Source organism: Halomonas nitroreducens, from assembly GCF_003966155.1.
Classification (GTDB): Bacteria; Pseudomonadota; Gammaproteobacteria; order Pseudomonadales; family Halomonadaceae; genus Halomonas; species Halomonas nitroreducens.
The window spans coordinates 98,284-116,357 of sequence record NZ_RXNS01000012.1 but is presented as its reverse complement, the minus strand read 5'-3'; the positions used below and the strand labels follow the sequence as shown (position 1 = coordinate 116,357).

Sequence of the window (18,074 nt, the reverse complement as noted above, 5' to 3'; positions counted from 1 at the left end):
CCTTGGTCGGCTCGCGCCAGTGGGGAAAATACGCGAAGCTGGACGGCTGTTGCCTGGAGGACCTCATGAGACATTCGCCCGCCTATCGCCTCGCCGCCACCATCCTGCATGGCTTCGACGAGTACCGCTCGCGGTTCAAGGAGATCACCGCCGATGCCAGCCGCCGCTTCCGGGACGCCGCCTGGCGCGAGGCCCAGCAGGCTTCGGCGGAGCGGATCGACCTCTACGACGAGAAGGTCCAGGTCACCCTGGCGCGGCTCAAGCGGACCTTCGCGGATGACCTGCTGGTCGACTTCGAGTCCTGGCGGGAGGCGCGTCGCCACTATGCCGACCTGATCAGCCAGCGGCTCGACTACGAGCTGGCCGAGACCTTCTTCAACTCGATGTTCTGTTCGCTGTTCCATCATCGGCACATTCGCAATGACTGGATGTTCGTCTACAGCTCCCGAGCCTTTGCTGCCCACCACTCGGGGCTCCAGCTGTGCCGGCGCCAGGCGGTGGGCAACGACTGGGAGCAGGCCCTGCGCTGGGCCCTGGCCGAAGCGCCCTTCGAGACGCCCTTCGAGGACCTGGAACGCGATGCGGCACTGGGCGGCGACTTCCTGCGCCGCCAGCTGCCCGCGGCGATCCTCGATGCTCCCGAGGCCGAGATGGAGCTGATCAAGAGCGTCTTCTTCCGCAACAAGGGCGCCTACCTGGTCGGCCGCATTCGCGGCGGCGGCGAGCAGGTGCCGCTGGTGCTGCCGGTGCTCCACGAGGCCGACCAGGGACTCCACCTGGATACCGTGATCATCGAGCCCGACGAGGTCTCGATCATCTTTTCCTTCACCCGGGCCTATTTCCAGGTCAAGGTCGTGGTGCCCAGCGAGTTCGTTCACTACCTCCAGGAAGTGATGCCCGACAAGCCTCAGGGCGAGCTGTATTCCGCCATCGGCTTCTACAAGCAAGGCAAGACCGAGTTCTTCCGCGCCCTCAATACCCAGGTGGCCAAGCGCGAGGACCGGTTCGTGATCGCCCCCGGGGTGCGTGGCATGGTCATGGCGGTGTTCGTGCTGCCGTCCTTCCGCACGGTGTTCAAGATCATCAAGGACCGCTTCGATCCCACCAAGGAGATGAGCCACGAGAACGTCCGCGAGAAATACCGCCTGGTCAAGCGTCACGACCGGGTGGGGCGCATGGCCGATACCCAGGAGTTCTCGAACTTCATCGCCCGGCAGGATCACTTCGACCCGGAATGCCTGGCGCACCTGCTCGAGGTGGCCCCCTCCACTGTCTACCTGCGCGGCGACAAGGTGATCATCGAGCACTGCTACACCGAGCGCATGATGACCCCGCTCAACCTCTATCTGGAGGAGTGCGACGAGGCCGAGACGCGGGCGGTGCTCAAGGACTACGGCAATGCCATCAAGCAGCTCGCCGCGGCCAATATCTTCCCCGGCGACATGCTGCTGAAGAACTTCGGGGTCACTCGCCACGGCCGGGTGATCTTCTACGACTACGACGAGATCTGCTATCTCACCGAATGCAACTTCCGGCATATTCCCGAGCCGATGTACCCGGAGCAAGAGCTGGCCGACGAGCCCTGGTACTCGGTGGGACCCAATGATATTTTCCCCGAGGAGTTCGGTCCCTTCCTGTTCGCCGACGTGCGCCTGCGCAAGCTGTTCTACACCTTGCATCCCGAGCTGTTCGATGCCGACTACTGGAAGGGGCTGCAGCAGGCCATTCGCGATGGGCGCGTCATCGACGTCTATCCGTACCGCAACAAGCAGCGCTTCGCCGCCGATGCCGACAATGGCCTGGTCTACTGACGCACTTCCCCAGCCGTAGCGAGGATGTCGATGGGCGACCACACTTCTCCCCACCTGGTGGTGCTGAGCGGCGCCGGGATCAGTGCCGAGAGTGGCATCCAGACCTTCCGCGCCGCCGATGGCCTCTGGGCCGACCATCCCATCGAGGACGTCGCCACCCCCGAGGCGTGGGACCGCGACCCCGAGCGCGTGCTGCGCTTCTATGACGCCCGCCGCGACCAGGTGCGCCGTGCCCGGCCCAACGCCGCCCACAAGGCCCTGGCACAGCTCGAGCGCCGTGGCTTCCGGGTCAGCGTGATCACCCAGAACATCGACGACCTCCACGAGCGGGCGGGCTCCCGCCGGGTGCTCCACCTGCACGGCGAGATCTTCCAGGCCCGCTCCTCGGTGGACCCGCGCATGTGCTATCCGCTGCGCCGGGGCGGGATTCGCCTGGGGGATGTCTGCGACAAGGGCAGCCAGCTGCGTCCCGACGTGGTGTGGTTCGGTGAGGCCGTGCCGCACTTCGCCGATGCCTGCGCGCTCGTCGCCGAGGCCGACCTGCTGCTGGTGGTGGGCACCTCGCTGGCCGTGATGCCGGCCGCCTCACTGCTCCATCAGGCCCCCCTGGACGCGCCCTGTGTACTGGTCGACCCCGAGGCGGGAGCCCTGGCCCCGCCGGGCGTGACGCGGATCAGCCGGCCCGCCGGCGAGGGAGTGCCCCGGCTGGTCCGTCACTGGCAGCGCGAGGGTCGGCTGTGGCTGCCGGAGACCTTGCTTGACTGACGTCCCGCTGCCCCCGACGTGCTAGAATGCCGGCCCCTCTCGGCCCGACGATGACGCATGCAGGACGATACCCAGCCCCCGCCTTTCCATGACGACGCCGCTCCCGCAGTCACGGACCCGGCCCGCGACCCGGGTTCCGGTCATCCGCGGCCGCCGCGACGGGAGTTCAAGGCCCGCGGTAGCTTCGTCAGGCGCTGCGCTGGCTGCAACCTGCCGGCCCTCAACTGCCTGTGCCCCTACCGGCTGGAGACCCAGAGCCGGGCCCGGGTGTGGCTGCTGACCCATCCCCTGGAGCACCACAAGCCCACCAACACCGGGCGGCTGATCCGTGACGTCCTCCCCGATACCGAGGTCTTCACCTGGTACCGTACGGCCCCGGATGCGCGCCTGCTGGCACTGCTCGACGATGCCCGCTATGCCCCCTTCGTGATCTTTCCCGACGACCACGAGGATTACGCCCACCGGGTGGTGGGAATGGATGCCGTGGCCGAACGCCAGGGGGAGGACCGAATCCCCGTGTTCATCATTCTCGACGGCACCTGGCGCCAGGCCCGGCGGATCTTCCGCAAGAGCCCCTACCTGGCCGAACTGCCGGTGCTGCCGCTGGCGACCGAGCGGCTGACTCGCTACCGCCTGCGCAAGCCGGCCTCCGCCGCTCACCTGTGCACTGCCGAGGTGGCGGTGGAGCTGCTCCGGCAGTCCGGCGACACCCAGGCCGCCGGCCTGCTTGACGACTACTTCGACGCCTTCAACGACAGCTATGCGGCCAGTCGCCGTCATGAGAAGCTCGAGACGCCGTCGGCCGCCATGCGACGCCTGCTGGCGCGCCGCGGAGACGCGCAGCGCTAAGGCTCCGAATGACCGATTGATAGGGGGCGTCCGTCTCGGCCGTCAGACTACGAGCGTCACCGACTGGCGCGTTGGTCCCGTGGCAAGGCAAAAAGCGGTCATTCCTTGTGCATGCCGAGAATCCAGTCGACCAGCTGCTGGGCTTCCTCCTCGCTCACTTCGGCTCTCTTCTCGCCGGGTTCCGGCATGGTGGCGGAGCCCCAGTGATCTTCGCCGCCCGACATCACCACATCGACCAGATAGCCTCTCATCTCTCCGTCCGAGTACTTCGCGGCGATGCTCTTGAAGCCCGGGGCCCGTGGCGTGTCGTCTGTCCGGCCGTGGCAGCTCAGGCACTGCTTGTCCTCTGCCAGCTGTTGCATGTCGGCATGCATGTCCGAGAAGGCCGGTAGGCTCCCCAGGAACAGGAGGCTGGATGCCATGGATACAATGTACGCTTTCATCTTCTCGCCCCTCCGATGCTAGGCATAGAGTCGTTGTTGTGGATGTCTCTGCGCTGACAGAGGACATCTTTCTTCAACGTAGACGAGCCCTGACCCCTGAGCCATCACCCGGCTGCGACTCGCTCGAGGGTCGTTGAGCGGCGTCAGGTGCCACCGCCAAGGGGAGCGAACGATGGCCTGGGGGCAGGTTCTGGGGGGGGGGGGGGGGGGCGAGCCGCCATCGGCTCGTCCCCGGAGCGTCCTGGTCCTTCGGCAAGAAGAGGCGGTGACCCGCGCTCAGTGAGTCGTGCGTCCTGCCCCTGGCACCACGGCATGATCGTCGAGAGGCCCAGCGATGCTGGGAGTCAGCCGAACAGCGTCCCGGCGATGCGGAAACCGGCGATCCAGGTACCGGCAGCGGAGCCGAGGGTGGCGGTGAGGAAGACCAGCAGGGTGCGCGAGACCCGGTTGCGCCACCAGCCCTTCAGCTCGGTAACGTCATGGCGCAGGGTGGCGAAGTCGCGCACCTTGGGCTTGCGCATGGCGAGCTCGACCCCGGCGGCGACGAAGCCGGCGCCAATGGTAGGGTTCAGCGAGGTGAGGGGGGCGGCCACCACGGTGGCGGCCACGGTCACCGGGTGCGCCAGGGCCACCAGGGTGGCCGCGCCGGAGAGCACGCCATTGATCACGAACCATTCCGCCACCAGCTGCCAGCCAAGCTCGGTATTGCGCGAGAAGCCGATGGCGAAGCCGGTCAGCACCAGCACGGTGATGGCCCAGGGCAGGGCCTTCCAGATCTTGGATCGCGGTGGGGTGACCTCCAGGGCCTCGCGCTCAGGGGTCGGGGTCGCCGGCAGTGGCTGTGCCAGGTGCTCGGCCATGCCCTTGAGGTGGCCGGCGCCGACCACCACCAGGACGTGCCGATAGCGACCGGGCGGGCATTGCTCGGCCAGGCGCAGCACCATGTAGCGATCCCGCTCGCTGATCAGCGGCGTGTAGAGGGTCTCGGATTCGGCGGCGAACTCGCTGAAGGTGGACTCCAGGACATCGCCCTCCTTGAGCCGCTCGATGTCCTCGGCGGAGACGTCCTGGCGGGACAGCACGCCGCCGAGCAGACCCGAGAACAGCGAGAAGCGCTGCCACCAGGGGACGTTGTGGTAGATGCGCTTGAGGGTTACCCCCACGTCCCGGTCGATCAGCACCAGCGGCAGCCGGCGGGCGCGGGTTTCCTCCAGGGCGGCGCGCATCTCGGCGCCGGGCTCGATGCCCGACTGCTCGGCGACCCGCTGCTGGAAGGCCCCCAGTGCCAGGCTGGCGGCCACCATGCCGGCCTTGCCCTGGCGAAAGATCTGGAACAGGTCCTGCTCGCCGAGGGCGTCGGGGTTGGCCAGGTTCTGGTGGCGCGAGTCGCACAGCTCGATGGCCACCGCATCGAACTCACCGGAGTCGATCAGCGAGCGGACCTCCGCGGCGCTTTCCGCCGAGACATGGGCGGTCCCCAGCAGGGTGTATCGGGTCTCGCCGACCTCGATGGTGCGGCAGGGGCCGCCGGGGGAGGCCTGTTCCCTGGGGGCGGTCGCGGTGTCCTGGGTGTCGGTCATGGACGCTCGGGTCTGGAGGGTGGAGGCTCGATTATCCACGAAGCCCGGCGGAGGGCAAACCCGCCGCGGGCGCTTGCATGGGGTTTGCGACTTGCGCCAGAAGGCCGGGGTGAACAGCACCAGCACGGTGACGATCTCCAGGCGACAGCATAGGCTCCTGTCACTTGCGCCAGAAGGCGGGGGTGAACAGCACCAGCACGGTGAAGATCTCCAGGCGGCCGAGCAGCATGGCCAGCACCAGGATCCACTTGGCCAGCATCGGCATATCGCCGTAATGGGCGCTGGCCTCGCCGAGGGCCGGACCCAGGTTGTTGAGGGCCGAGCCCACCGTCGACCAGGCAGTGACCTGGTCGGCACCGGTGGCCATTACGCCCACCAGCATCAAGAAGAACAGCATCACGTAGGCCGAGAAGAAGCCCCACACCGCCTGGGCGATGCCGTCCGGCACGCTGACCTTGCCGATCTTCACGGTGATTACCGCATTGGGGTGGATCAGGCGCATTACCTCGCGCATGCCCTGCTTGAGGATCAGGATGATGCGGATCACCTTCATGCCACCGCCGGTGGAGCCCGAGCAGCCACCGACGAAGGCCGTCACGAACAGCAGGAAGGGCAGGGCCCCGGGCCAGATCGAGAAGTCGGCGACGGCGAAGCCGGCGGTGGTGGCGATCGAGACCACCTCGAACAGGGCATGGCGCAGTCCCAGGGTGGTCTCGTAGATCTCGGTGAGCCACAGCGAGATCGCGGTAATGGTCACCAGCCCCGCCAGGAACAGCATCAGGAAGCGAGCCTCCGGGTCCTGAAAGTAATGTGCCACGCTGCGTTGTCGCCAGGCCAGGAAATGCAGGCTGTAGCTCATTGCCGAGATGAACAGGAAGAACACGCAGACCAGCTCGATGGCGGCGCTGTCGTAGTAACCGATGCTGGCGTCATGGGTCGAGAAGCCGCCGATGGCCACGGTGGAGAAGCTGTGGCCGAGGGCGTCGAACCAGTTCATGCCCGCGGCCATGTAGGCCAGCATGCAGGTCACGGTCAGGGTGGCATAGATGTACCACAGCGCCTTGGCGGTCTCGGTGATGCGCGGGGTCAGCTTGGAGTCCTTGAGAGGTCCCGGGATCTCGGTGCGGTACAGGGCCATGCCGCCAACGCCCAGCGTCGGCAGGATGGCCACGGCCAGTACCACGATCCCCATGCCGCCCAGCCACTGTAGCTGCTGACGATAGTAGAGGATCGCCTCGGGCAGCAGGTCGATGCCGGTGATCACCGTGGCGCCGGTGGTGGTCAGCCCCGAGAAGGACTCGAAGACGGCGTCGGTGGGCGACAGGGCCGAGGCGCCGGTGAGCATCAGCGGCAGCGCCCCGAACAGGCCCAGTACGCTCCAGAACAGGGCCGCGATCAGGAAGCCGTCGCGGGTCCGCAGCTCCTTGCGGGCATGGCGGTTGGGCAGGTACATCATGGCCCCGGTCACCACGGTGATGGTCAGCGCTACCACGAAGGCGTCCCACATGCCGTCGCCGAAGAGCAGCGAGATCAGGATCGGCGGCGCCATGGTCAGGCTGAACATCATCAACAGCAGACCCAGGATGCGCAGGATCATGCGCAGGCTCATGCGGTGGCTCTCCTCGTCGGGCGGGGTATCGTCCCTGGCGGCATGGCGATCACTCGGTACGGGGCTCCATCAGAAGAAGGTCAGGCCGACCTGGAACAGCCGTTCCACGTCGCGGATGCGGCGCTTGTCGATGACGAACAGGATCACGTGGTCCCCGGATTCGACCACCACGTCGTCATGGGCGATCAGCACTTCCTTGCCGCGCACGATGGCGCCGATGGTGGTGCCGCTGGGCAGGTCGATCTCACCAATGGCCCGGCCCACCACCTTGGAGGACTGGGTGTCGCCGTGGGCGATGGCCTCGATGGCCTCGGCGGCGCCGCGGCGCAACGAGTGGACGTTGACGATATCGCCACGCCGCACGTGGGTCAGCAGGCTGCCGATGGTGGCCTGCTGGGGCGAGATGGCGATGTCGATCTCGCCGCCCTGGACCAGGTCCACGTAGGCGGCGTTGTTGATCAGCGTCAGCACCTTCTTGGCCCCCATGCGCTTGGCCAGCATCGACGACATGATGTTGACCTCGTCGTCGTTGGTCAGCGCGCAGAAGATATCGCAGTCCTCGATGTTCTCTTCCTCCAGCAGCCGCTTGCTGGTGGCGCTGCCATGGAGCACCACGGTGCGATCCAGGCGCTCGGAGAGCTGGGTGCAGCGGTCGAGGTTGTGCTCGACGATCTTCACCTGGTGACTGTGCTCGAGGTGCTCGGCGAGGCGCTCGCCGATGTTGCCACCGCCGACGATGATGATCCGCCGGAAGTCCCGCTCGAGACGCCGCAGTTCGCTCATCACCGCGCGGATGTCACGCCGGGCGGCAATGAAGAACACTTCGTCGTCGGCCTCGATGACGGTGTCGCCGCGGGGGATGATCGGGCGGTTGCGGCGGTAGATGGCGGCCACCCGGGTGTCGACGCTGGGCATGTGCCGGCGCAGGAACCCCAGTTCCTGCCCCACCAGGGGACCGCCGTAGAAGGCCTTCACGGCCACCAGCTGCACCAGGCCGCCGGCGAATTCCAGCACCTGCAGGGCGCCAGGGTGCTCGATCAGCCGGCGAATGTGGTCGGTGACGACCTGCTCGGGACTGATCAGCACGTCGATGGGCACGGCCTCGTGGGCGAACAGCCCCTTGCGGGTCAGGTAGGCCGTGGCCCGCACCCGGGCGATCTTGGTCGGGGTGCGGAACAGCGTGTGGGCCACCTGGCAGGCAATCATGTTGACCTCATCGGAGTTGGTCACCGCGATCAGCATGTCGGCGTCCTCGCAGCCGGCCTGGCGCAGCACCATGGGGTAGGAGCCGGCACCGGTCACCGTGCGGATGTCGAGCCGGGTGTGCAGCTCGCGCAACCTCTCGGCGTCGGTGTCCACCACCGTGATGTCGTTCTCTTCGCGGGCCAGGTGTTCGGCCAGGGTCCCACCGACCTGGCCGGCGCCGAGGATGATGATCTTCATTGGGTGTCGCTGTCCGCAGGAAGCCGTTGCGGTGCAGTCTTGTGCACCGCAACATGAGTAATGGCCAGCTTAAACCAGCCGCGGATGGAAGAACAGGTCGGCCACTGGGCCGCTGTCAGTCGAGGGTGAAGCCCACCTTGAGCGTCACCTGCCAGTGCGCCACCCGGCCATGCTCGATATGACCACGGGTCTCGGTGACCTCGAACCAGCGCATGCTGTGCAGGCTCTCCGACGCCTTGCCGAGGGCGCTCTGCACCGCATCTTCGATGCCCTTCTCGGAGGTGCCGGTCAGCTCGATGTGCTTGTAGGTATGGTTCATGGTGTCGTCCTCTGGCTGCAAAAGGTGGGGCCGCTCAGGCGACCCGCTTCCTCAGTCTGGCATAGAAGAAGCCGTCATGGCTGTCGAGGCTCGGCAGCAGCTGGCGCCCGGCGCCGGCGGGACGGCCCCAGGCGAGCCCCGTGGGGGTGGTCACCTCGGCATCGGGCGTGCGGCCGAGGAAGGCCTGGATCTGGTCGGCGTTTTCCTCGGGCAGCACCGAACAGGTGGCATAGAGCAGGGTGCCGCCGGGCGACAGCAGCGGCCAGAGATTGTCGAGCAGGCGGGCCTGGAGCTCGGCCAGCCGCGGGATGTCCGAGGGCCGGCGCAGACGCTTGATGTCCGGGTGGCGGCGGATCACGCCGCTGCCGGAGCAGGGAGCGTCGAGCAGGATGGCGTCGTAGGGCGTGCCGTCCCACCAGTCTCGCTGGGTGGCGTCGCCATGAGCCAGGGAGGCGCTCAGACCGAGCCGCGACAGGGTGTCTTCGACCCGGGCCAGGCGGGCGTCGTCGCTGTCGATGGCCTGCAGCTCGATATCGAACAGCTCGAGCAGGTGAGCAGCCTTGCCGCCGGGGGCGCAGCAGGCGTCCAGCACTCGGGCACCGGGGCGCGGGGCGATCACCGGCCCCAGCAGTACCGCGGCGAGCTGGGCCGACTCGTCCTGGACGCTGACCAGGCCCTCCTGGAAGCCGGGCAGGTTGGTCACGTCCCGCGGCGCGTCCAGGGTCAGGCCATCGGGCGCATGCAGGCACAGCCGGCAGCTGATGCCCGGGGCATCGAGGCGGTCGCGGTACATCTCGCGGTCGCCATGGCGGCGGTTGACCCGCAGGGTCATGGGGCCGGGGTGGTTATTGGCATCACAGATGGCCCGCCAGTCATCCGGCCAGGCCTGGCGGAAGGCCTTGAGCCACCACCTGGGGTGGAGCAGGGCCACGGCGGGGTCCTTGTCGACCTCGGCCTGCAGCGCCGCGGACTCGCGCTGCAGGCGGCGCAGGCAGCCATTGAGCACCCGCGTGGCCCAGGCCTTGCCCAGCAGGCGGGCGGCGCCGGCGGTCTCGCCCACTGCTGCATGGGCCGGGATGCGCAGTTCAAGCAGCTGGTAGATGCCGACCAGCAGCAGGGCCTGGATATCGGCATCGCGGGCCTTGAAGGGCTTCTCCAGCAACTGCGCAGCCAGGGCCTCCAGCCGCGGCAGGGCCCGGCAGGTGCCGAAGCACAGCTCCTTGAAGAGACTGCGGTCCCGGGCCACCACCTGGTGCTCGTCGAGGTTGTTGAGCGAGCCCTTGCCGGTGATCACCGGGGCGAGCGCCCGGGCCGCAGCGGCCCGCACGGCCAGGCCGTTGTCGAGGGACTTGGAGCGTCCGGCGTTCTGGCTCATGCAGAGGTCTCCCGATCCGAGGGGCCCAGGCGAGTGCCCGGGACGAAGCGGTCTGCGCGGGCCTTTAGCAGCTCGCTAACGTCCAGGGCCTTGCCGCCCGGCAGCTGTGCCCGGGTCACCCGCAGCACCTGGTTGCCGGTGGGACCACAGGCGATGCGCAGGGCATCGGGGGCCGGCGCGAGCAGGGTGCCGGGTGCCGTGGGGTCGCCCGTGTCCGGCGCCGTTTCGGCCATCAGCAGGCGCAGGCGGTCCGCATCCAGGGTGCACCAGGCCACCGGCCAGGGGTTGAAGGCGCGGATGCGGGCGGCGAGCGCCTCGGCGGGCTGGCAGAAATCCAGCGCCGCCCCGGCCTTGGTCAGCTTGGCGGCATAGGTGACACCGGCCTGCGGTTGCGGCTCGGCGACCAGGCCATCGCCGGCCAGGGCATCCAGGGCCTCGCGCAGCGCCTGGCCGCCCAGGGCGGCCAGGGTGTCATGGAGCTCACCGCCGGAGGTCGTGGCGGTGATGGGGGTGCGCCTGACCAGCAGCATGTCGCCGGTGTCCAGGCCCTCGTCCATCTGCATGATGGTCACGCCGCTCTCGACGTCGCCGGCCTCGATGGCCCGCTGGATCGGCGCTGCGCCGCGCCAGCGCGGCAGCAGCGAGGCGTGGACGTTGATGCAGCCCAGCCGCGGCGTGTCGAGCACCGCCCGGGGCAGGATCAGGCCGTAGGCCACCACCACCATGAGGTCGGCGTCCAGCGCCGCCAGTGTCGCCTGGGCCTCCGGCGTGCGCAGCGAGGCGGGCTGGTAGACCGGCAGCCCATGCCGTTGCGCCAGTGCCTTGACGGGGCTGGGGGTCAGCTTGCGCCCCCGCCCGGCAGGACGGTCGGGCTGGGTGTAGACGGCGACGACGTGGTGGGGACTCGCCAGCAGGGACGCCAGGCTCTCGGCGGCGAAGTCGGGCGTGCCGGCGAAGATGACGCGCAGGGGTCGGGACATGGATCGAGGGCCTTACCGGGATGAATGCCCCCATGATAACGGAGCGGGGCGCAAACGACGAAGGTCGACGCCATCAACGGCGCCGGCCTTTGGGTTCAAGCTATCCCTGCCGGTGATGTCGTTCGACCTGATCCCGGCGACAGGTTCCGGTGTGCCGGACCATCGAGGAGGCGCTGTGCCCCCTTCCCTGGGCGCTACCGACGCCCTGCCACGCTCTCGCGTCCCGCTCCGCTCGCAGGTCCGGTGCTGGCCGTCCGTGGCCAGCCCGTTCGCAGCAAGGCTCCTCACCCCTGGCGTAGGACCTGTTCTTCGACCTGTCCCCGGGGCCCTCTTCGCGCCTTACGCTGCCAGGGTCGCCGAGGGCGAGATGGGGAGGGGGGTCAGGCCGGCTGGCCGAGCTTGTGGCGCTTCTGCATCTTCTTCATTACCCGGTCCCGTTTGAGCGGCGACAGGTAGTCGACGAACAGCACGCCTTCCAGATGGTCGCACTCGTGCTGGATGCAGTGGGCCAGCAGGCCTTCGGCCTCCAGCTCGTAGGGCTGGCCATCGCGGTCCAGCGCCTTGAGCTGCACCTTCAGGGCGCGCGGCACGTCGGCATAGTACTCGGGGATCGACAGGCAGCCCTCCTGCATCGGCTCACGTTCGTCGCCGATGGCGGTGTACGTCGGATTGACCAGCACCAGCGGGGTGCTTCGGTCGTCGCTGACGTCCATCACGATGACGCGCCGATGCACGTCCACCTGGGTGGCCGCCAGGCCGATGCCTTGGGCGTCGTACATGGTCTCGAGCATGTCGTCGACCAGTTGGCGCACCTCGTCGTCGACCGTCTCGACGGCGACCGCCTTGGTGCGCAGCCGTTCGTCGGGGAATTCGAGGATGGGGAGTTTGGCCATGGCGTTGGTGTCACCGTTGTGCTGTCATTCAGGATATGCGGCTATTCTAAAAGCCGGCGACGCGGCGGAAAACCACGGGCCGCGTATCGTATCGATAGCATCAGACTATACCACGGTGGCGAGGTTCCATGCGCCACCGGGGATTCACAACGCGGGGGACAATGGGGATGAGGCAGACGAGACGCAGCAAGGTCATGCGGCGCTGGCTGGGGGCGCTGGCCGCGGGGTTGCTGGTGGGCCCCGTGCAGGCCCAGGGCCTGTCCTGGGAGGATGGCCTGAGGGACAGCGCGCCGGAACGCTACACCGTGGTCAAGGGCGATACCCTGTGGGACATTTCCGGACGCTTCCTGCAGCACCCCTGGCAGTGGCCGGAGGTCTGGCAGGTCAACCCCCAGATCGAGAACCCGCACCTGATCTATCCGGGGGACATCGTCTATCTCTACGACTGTGGCGGCCGGCCTTGCCTGGGCCTGGAGCGGGGCCAGGGCATCGTGCGCCTCTCCCCGGAGATGCGTACCCTGCCGCACCGCGAGGCCATCGCCCCCCTCCCGCTGGAGTCGGTGCGTCACTTCCTGCGCGGGCATCGCGTGGTCACCGACCCCGAGCAGCTGGACGAGCTGGCCTATGTGGTGGCGGGCGACGACGGCCGCCTGGTCAGCGGAGCCGGGGACCAGTTCTACGCTCGGGGCCGCGTGGACGGCGGCGGGCGCTTCGGCATCTATCGCGTCGGCGAGCGCTACCGGGACCAGAGCAGCGGCGAGCTGCTCGGCCTCGAGCTGGAAAGCGTCGGCGAAGCCCGCCGGTTGCGCCAGGAGGACGACATTGCGGTGATGGAGGCCACCGACACCCGAGAGGAGATCCGCAGCAACGACATCATCCTGCCGCTGGAAGACCGGGCCCTGACCACCGAGTTCCTGCCCCGGGCCCCGGAGCAGCCGATCGACGGCCGCATCCTGGCGGTGCCCGGCGGGGTGCGCTTCATCGGCCGGCTGCAGGTCGTGGCGCTGGACCGTGGTACCCGCGATGGCCTGGTCCCCGGGCACGTGCTGGCGGTGGAGCAGCGCGGCGAGCTGGTCGACGACCCGCGCAGCGGCGAGGTCCTGCGGTTGCCCGGCGAGGATGCCGGGCTGGTGATGGTCTTCCGGCCCTACGAGAAGATGAGCTATGGCCTGGTGATGCAGGCCACCCGCCCCCTCGCCGTGGGAGACCGCTTGCACAACCCGCGCGCCTCGCTGGGCACGGCGCTGCGCTGAGTCGTCGGGCCACGCATGGGGCTCGAGGCCAGGGAGTGGCTGCTGCTGTCGCGGCTGCCCGGCATTGGCGCCGCCGCTCTGGCAGCGCTCGCCGACCGCGGCCCGGCCTGGCCGGAGGGGTGGCTGGCGGTGCTGCCCGCGCCGGCCGGGCGGGCCCTGCGACTGTGGCTCGAGCATCCCGGGCGCAGCCCGCTGACCGCCCAGCTCGAGGCTGACCTGGCCTGGCTTGACGCCGCGGCCGACCGGCACCTCCTGCATCCCGACCATCCCGCCTGGCCGACCCTGCTCGGCCAGATCGCCGACCCGCCGCCGGTGCTCTGGGCCTGGGGCGATCTCCAGGCCCTGGTACCGCCGAGGCTGGCCATGGTCGGCTCGCGCCGGCCGACCCGAGAAGGCCTCAGCAACGCCGCCAGCTTCGCCCGCGAGCTCGCCACACGCGGCTGGAGCGTGGTCAGCGGCATGGCGCTGGGCATCGACGGCGCGGCCCAGCGGGCGGCCCTGGAGGCCGGCGGTTGCAGCGTGGCGGTACTGGGCTGCGGAGTCGATGTGGTCTATCCGGCGCGCCATCGCGACCTCCACGCGCGGCTGCAGGGCGCCGGCGGCCTGCTGGTCGCCGAGCATCCCCCGGGTACCGCGGCCCGGGCGGGCTTCTTTCCGCGGCGCAATCGCATCGTCACCGGCCTGTCACTGGGCGTGCTGGTGGTCGAGGCCGCCGAGCAGAGCGGCTCGCTGGTCAGTGCCCGGCTGGCCAACGAGCAGGGCCGGGAGGTGTTCGCCCTACCGGGGTCCATCCACAACCCCCAGGTCCGGGGGTGCCTGCAGCTGATCCGTGACGGCGCGGCGCTGGTTCGCCAGGTGGACGATATCCTCGACGAACTCGTGCAGTGGCAAGGCGCCCGGCCGGCCAGCGAGGCAGCGCTCACCGGGCCCGCCCCGGCCCGGGAGGACCCGCTGCTGGGCTGGCTCAGCGACACGCCCACGCCGGTGGATGCCCTGGTCGACCTCACCGGGCTCGGGGTCACGGAGTGCCAGCGACGGCTGCTCGAGCTCGAGCTCGAGGGCCAGGCGAGCCCGGCCATGGGCGGCTGGGTGCGCCTGCCGGCCCGGCGGTGCCCGTGATAGAATGCCGGCCGTCGTCATCAGCGCACCGGACCCTCTGCCATGACCCAGGCCACTCCCCTCGAGACCGCCGTGGCCGCCCTGCACGCGGGCGGCGTGATTGCCTATCCTACCGAGGCCGTCTGGGGGCTCGGCTGTGACCCCGACGATGAGGCGGCCCTGACCCGCCTGCTGCGGCTCAAGGGGCGCGACCCGGCCAAGGGCGTGATCCTGGTGGCCGCCGACCTCGACCAGTTGGCGCCCTGGCTCGACGGCCTGAGCGCCGCCCAGCGCGAGATCCTGTCACGGCCTCGGCCGACTCCCACCACCTGGTTGGTGCCCGACAACGGCCGTGCCCGGCGCCTGGTGCGGGGCGAGCACGACCGGGTGGCGCTGCGGGTCAGCGACCATCCGCTGGTGGTCGCCTTGTGCCGTGCCTTCGGCGGGCCCATCGTGTCCACTTCCGCCAACCGCGCCGGCGAGTCCCCGGCGACGAGCGCCGAGGCAATTCGCGCGATCTTCGGCGAGACCCTCGATGCCATCCTCGACGGCCCCCTGGGCGGCCACGAGCGCCCCAGCACCATCCGCGACCTGGTCACCGGCCGGGTACTGCGCGACTGATCCCGTTTCGCCGATCATCCAAGGAGGCCCCGTGGCCCACGCCCACCTCGACGACGTCAAGACCTATCTGCTCGACCTCCAGGACCGGCTGTGCGACGCCCTGGCCGCCGAGGACGGCCGCGCCGGCTTCCGGGAGGACGCCTGGACCCGCGAGGAGGGCGGCGGGGGCCGCTCTCGGGTGATCGAACACGGTGCGGTATTCGAGAAGGGCGGGGTCAACTTCTCGCATGTGCACGGCGCCACCCTGCCGCCCTCGGCCACCGCCGCCCGCCCGGAACTGGCCGGTCGCGGCTTCCACGCAGTGGGCGTGTCCTGGGTGCTGCATCCCGAGAACCCCCATGTGCCGACCAGCCACGGCAACGTGCGCTTTCTGATTGCCGAGAAGGAAGGAGAAGCCCCCGTCTGGTGGTTCGGCGGCGGCTACGACCTGACGCCCTTCTATCCGGTACTCGAGGACGTCCGTCACTGGCACCGGGTGGCCCGGGACGCCTGCGCCCCCTTCGGGACGGAGGTCTACCCGCGCTACAAGGCCTGGTGCGACGACTACTTCTATCTCAAGCATCGTGGCGAGACCCGCGGCGTCGGCGGGTTGTTCTTCGATGACCTCAACGAGGGCGGCTTCGCGCGCTGCTTCGCCTTCCAGCAGGCGGTGGGCGACAGCTTCCTCGACGCCTACCTGCCGATCGTGCGCCGGCGTCGCGAGACCCCCTGGGGCGAGCGGGAGCGGGACTTCCAGCTCTACCGGCGGGGACGCTACGTGGAGTTCAACCTGGTCTGGGATCGCGGCACCCTGTTCGGCCTGCAGAGCGGCGGGCGCACCGAGTCGATCCTGATGTCGATGCCGCCGCTGGCCCGCTGGGAATACGACTGGCAGCCCGCGCCCGACAGCCCCGAGGCGGTCCTCGATCGCGATTACCTCCATGCCCGCGACTGGTTGGGCGAGCAAGCACAGGAGACCCAGGCATGACCGATCGTTACTGCGTCTTCGGCCACCCCATCGGCCATTCCAAGTCGCCGGCCATCCATGCCGCCTTCGCCGAGCAGACGGGGGAGGCCATCGAGTACACCGCCATCGAGGCGCCGCTGGACGACTTCGCCGGCGCCTGGCGCGACTTCGTCGCCGCCGGGGGGCGCGGGGCCAATGTCACCGTGCCCTTCAAGGAGGAGGCCTACCGGCTGTGTGACGAGCTGACCCCCCGGGCCCGGCGGGCCGGAGCGGTGAACACCCTGCTGCTGATGGCGGATGGCGGTATCCGCGGCGACACCACCGATGGGGCGGGTCTGGTCGGTGACCTTGAGCGCCACGGCGTGGCGCTGGCGGGTGCCCGGGTGCTGGTGCTGGGTGCCGGCGGGGCCGTGCGCGGCGTGCTCGAGCCGCTGCTCGAGGCCGGGCCCGCGAGCCTGCATATCGCCAACCGCACCGCGGCCAAGGCTCGCGCCCTGGGCGAGGACTTCGCCGACCTGGGGCGGGTCTCGGGCAGTGGGTTCGACGCCGTCGAGGGTCCCTTCGAGGTGGTGATCAACGGCACCAGCGCGAGTCTAGCCGGCGATCTGCCGCCGCTGCCGGATGCCCTGTTCGCCCCCGGCGCGACCGCCTACGACATGATGTACGGCGCCGAGCCCACGGTCTTCCTGCGCTGGGCCCAGGCCCGCGGCGCCCGCGGCATCGACGGCCTGGGCATGCTGGTAGGGCAGGCCGCCGAGTCGTTCCATCTGTGGCGCGGCAAGCGACCGGACGTCACCCCCGTGCTGGAGGCGCTCAGGCGCTCGCTCTGACGCCGACCATGGGTGCTACCTGCCCTTGCCGGGAGGAGGCACCCTCTCGGCGAGCTGTCCCCGGCGCCGTCAGCGCTTGTTGACGTAGAGACCCACCATGCAGCAGGCCAGGCCGGCCAGCGATACCAGTATGCCGCCATTGACCAGCCAGGGATAGCGGTCGATCCAGGGCACGAACGGCTGGGGCGTCTCGCGGCATACCCCGGTCAGGTAGTCCCAGTGGCCTTGCTGGACCAGCAGGCACTCACGCACATCGCCCAGCTCCATGAAATAGACGCCCATCAGCACCAGGATGGGCAGGACCAGCAACAGCAGTCCGATTTTCAGCATGTGGTTTCCTTCGGGGCGTCAGGGACGCCCGCAGTTCGGGGGGCGACCGGCCTGTCGGGCCTGTTCAAAGCGGGGCAGGACCTCGGGAATCTCGGCCTCGAGACCGGCGATACGGCTGCCGTGGCTGGGGTGGGTGGACATCCACTCCGGGGGCTGGCCGCCGCCGGCGGCACTCATGTTCCGCCACAGGGCCACGCTGGCCCGGGGGTCGAAGCCGGCCTCGGCCATCAGCTGCAGGCCGATCACGTCGGCCTCGCTCTCGTGGCGCCGCGAGAAGGGCAGCAGAATGCCGTACTGGGCGCCCAGGCCCATGGCGGCCATGACCTGCTCACCGCCGGCGCCCTCCAGGCCCGCCGCCGACGACAGCACCGAGAGGCCGAGCTGGGTGGCACTCTGGGTCGAGGCGCGCTCATTGGCATGATGGGCCAGCACATGGCCGATCTCGTGGCCGATGACCGCGGCCAGCTGGTCCTGGTTCTCGGCGATGTCGAGCAGACCGGTGTTGACCCCCACATAGCCGCCGGGCAGGGCGAAGGCGTTGGCCGACTCGTCCTCGAAGACCCGTACCTGCCAGCCCCCGTCACGGGCCTGCGCCGGCAGGGTGCGGACGATGGCCTCGGTCACGCACTGCACATAGCGGTAGGGGGCGCCGCCCACGGTGGAGCGCTCCTGCTGGTACTGGGCGAAGGCCTGGGCACCCATCTGGTCGAGCTGCTGGTCGGACATCAGGGTCAGCTGCGAGCGACCGGTGGGTGAGGTGGTGCAGGCCGCCAGGGCGAGGCTCAGCGCCCCCACGGCCACTCCATGTATCCAACGCATCTGGGCTCCTCCTGGGGCCGCCAGGGGCGATGCCACTGGACGGCTTGTCACGGTTCGCCACAAGATACCCCGAACGCCCGCGAGGTCAAACCGCGAAACCTGCAACGAAG

General features: G+C 69.2%; 18 protein-coding genes. 8 read left to right on the top strand and 10 right to left on the bottom strand.

All coding sequences use genetic code 11. The features are described 5' to 3' along the window. Positions 1–65: 65 nt before the first annotated feature. Genes aceK through EKG36_RS13505 form a run of 3 tightly spaced genes read left to right on the top strand, consistent with a single transcriptional unit; the run spans position 66 to position 3,425 of the window. The gene (gene aceK / locus EKG36_RS13515) at positions 66–1,811 is read left to right on the top strand and encodes a bifunctional isocitrate dehydrogenase kinase/phosphatase (protein WP_126484958.1); all 1,746 of its coding nucleotides are present in this window, start codon (positions 66–68) and stop codon (positions 1,809–1,811) included. A gap of 30 nt (positions 1,812–1,841) precedes the next feature. After that, positions 1,842–2,576, top strand: a complete 735-nt coding sequence (locus EKG36_RS13510; RefSeq protein ID WP_126484956.1) for an SIR2 family NAD-dependent protein deacylase — start codon at positions 1,842–1,844, stop codon at positions 2,574–2,576. A 57-nt stretch (positions 2,577–2,633) separates the two neighbouring features. Next, positions 2,634–3,425, top strand: coding sequence for a tRNA-uridine aminocarboxypropyltransferase (locus EKG36_RS13505; protein WP_126484954.1), 792 nt, complete (start codon positions 2,634–2,636; stop codon positions 3,423–3,425). A 98-nt stretch (positions 3,426–3,523) separates the two neighbouring features. On the opposite strand, the gene EKG36_RS13500 is transcribed toward EKG36_RS13505, so the two are convergent. The 8 genes from EKG36_RS13500 to def all read right to left on the bottom strand — a co-directional run bounded on the left by EKG36_RS13500 (position 3,524) and on the right by def (position 12,067). Beyond that, entirely contained in the window at positions 3,524–3,868 is a 345-nt protein-coding gene (locus EKG36_RS13500; protein WP_221766082.1) for a c-type cytochrome, read from the bottom strand. A 344-nt stretch (positions 3,869–4,212) separates the two neighbouring features. Continuing rightward, on the bottom strand, positions 4,213–5,448 hold the full coding sequence (locus tag EKG36_RS13495) for a TraB/GumN family protein (RefSeq protein ID WP_126484952.1): 1,236 nt from the start codon (positions 5,446–5,448) through the stop codon (positions 4,213–4,215). A gap of 160 nt (positions 5,449–5,608) precedes the next feature. Further along, positions 5,609–7,057: a TrkH family potassium uptake protein gene (locus EKG36_RS13490; protein WP_126484950.1), complete on the bottom strand. Its 1,449-nt coding sequence runs from the start codon at positions 7,055–7,057 to the stop codon at positions 5,609–5,611. Between the two features lie 69 nt (positions 7,058–7,126). Continuing rightward, positions 7,127–8,500 (bottom strand): Trk system potassium transporter TrkA, encoded by a 1,374-nt coding sequence (gene trkA / locus EKG36_RS13485; protein ID WP_126484948.1) that lies wholly within the window; start codon positions 8,498–8,500, stop codon positions 7,127–7,129. A gap of 115 nt (positions 8,501–8,615) precedes the next feature. Next, a complete protein-coding gene (locus tag EKG36_RS13480) occupies positions 8,616–8,819 on the bottom strand; it encodes a dodecin (protein WP_126484946.1) in 204 nt (67 codons plus the stop codon). A 34-nt stretch (positions 8,820–8,853) separates the two neighbouring features. Then, positions 8,854–10,194, bottom strand: coding sequence for a 16S rRNA (cytosine(967)-C(5))-methyltransferase RsmB (gene rsmB, locus EKG36_RS13475; RefSeq protein WP_126484944.1), 1,341 nt, complete (start codon positions 10,192–10,194; stop codon positions 8,854–8,856). Then, positions 10,191–11,174: a methionyl-tRNA formyltransferase gene (gene fmt, locus EKG36_RS13470; protein ID WP_126484942.1), complete on the bottom strand. Its 984-nt coding sequence runs from the start codon at positions 11,172–11,174 to the stop codon at positions 10,191–10,193. The genes rsmB and fmt overlap by 4 nt, the downstream gene beginning before the upstream one ends. Before the next feature lie 380 nt (positions 11,175–11,554). Next, complete coding sequence (gene def / locus EKG36_RS13465) at positions 11,555–12,067, bottom strand: peptide deformylase (protein ID WP_126484940.1); 513 nt, start codon at positions 12,065–12,067, stop codon at positions 11,555–11,557. A 167-nt stretch (positions 12,068–12,234) separates the two neighbouring features. Between def and EKG36_RS13460 the strand changes: the two genes are divergently transcribed. The 5 genes from EKG36_RS13460 to aroE are packed head-to-tail and all read left to right on the top strand — an operon-like array spanning position 12,235 to position 16,815. Beyond that, entirely contained in the window at positions 12,235–13,320 is a 1,086-nt protein-coding gene (locus tag EKG36_RS13460; protein ID WP_126484938.1) for a LysM peptidoglycan-binding domain-containing protein, read from the top strand. A gap of 15 nt (positions 13,321–13,335) precedes the next feature. After that, positions 13,336–14,439: a DNA-processing protein DprA gene (gene dprA, locus EKG36_RS13455; protein ID WP_126484936.1), complete on the top strand. Its 1,104-nt coding sequence runs from the start codon at positions 13,336–13,338 to the stop codon at positions 14,437–14,439. 42 nt (positions 14,440–14,481) lie between these two features. Continuing rightward, entirely contained in the window at positions 14,482–15,039 is a 558-nt protein-coding gene (tsaC, locus tag EKG36_RS13450) for an L-threonylcarbamoyladenylate synthase type 1 TsaC (RefSeq protein ID WP_126484934.1), read from the top strand. Positions 15,040–15,070: 31 nt separating this feature from the next. After that, positions 15,071–16,006 (top strand): oxygen-dependent coproporphyrinogen oxidase, encoded by a 936-nt coding sequence (gene hemF / locus EKG36_RS13445; RefSeq protein ID WP_126484932.1) that lies wholly within the window; start codon positions 15,071–15,073, stop codon positions 16,004–16,006. Then, entirely contained in the window at positions 16,003–16,815 is an 813-nt protein-coding gene (gene aroE / locus EKG36_RS13440; protein WP_126484930.1) for a shikimate dehydrogenase, read from the top strand. Before hemF ends, aroE begins: the two co-directional genes overlap by 4 nt. 69 nt (positions 16,816–16,884) lie before the next feature. Here aroE and EKG36_RS13435 read toward each other — a convergent pair whose 3' ends face one another. Beyond that, complete coding sequence (locus tag EKG36_RS13435; RefSeq protein WP_126484928.1) at positions 16,885–17,145, bottom strand: hypothetical protein; 261 nt, start codon at positions 17,143–17,145, stop codon at positions 16,885–16,887. An 18-nt stretch (positions 17,146–17,163) separates the two neighbouring features. Then, positions 17,164–17,964, bottom strand: a complete 801-nt coding sequence (locus tag EKG36_RS13430) for a M48 family metallopeptidase (RefSeq protein WP_126484926.1) — start codon at positions 17,962–17,964, stop codon at positions 17,164–17,166. Between the last annotated feature and the right edge of the window lie 110 nt (positions 17,965–18,074).